1 protein-coding gene is annotated in these 269 nt (G+C 64.3%); it reads right to left on the reverse strand.

Going from position 1 to position 269, the window contains the following annotated elements; genetic code table 11:
* The coding region (locus JMJ55_RS30595; protein ID WP_202829368.1) for a transposase at positions 1-269 on the reverse strand (269 nt) is incomplete at both ends.

The following is a 269-nucleotide window of genomic DNA, read 5'->3' on the forward strand; positions in this document are numbered from 1 at the left end:
TGAGCATCTCGGCCATGGCCTCGACGCCCATGTAGCGGTGCTGCATCTGCCATTCGTCGTTGGCCTCGAGCAGGACGGCGCCGATCAGGCGAACGATGGAGGCTTCTGAGGGAAAGATGCCGACCACGTCGGCCCGGCGTTTCACCTCCTTGTTCAACCGCTCCAGGGTGTTGGTCGAGTGCAGCTTGGTCCGGTGCGGCGCAGGGAAGGACATGTAGGCGAGGACGTCGTCCTCGCTGTCGTCCATCAGCGCGCTGAGCTTCGGCCAC

Source organism: Belnapia mucosa (assembly GCF_016775475.1).
GTDB lineage: Bacteria > Pseudomonadota > Alphaproteobacteria > Acetobacterales > Acetobacteraceae > Belnapia > Belnapia mucosa.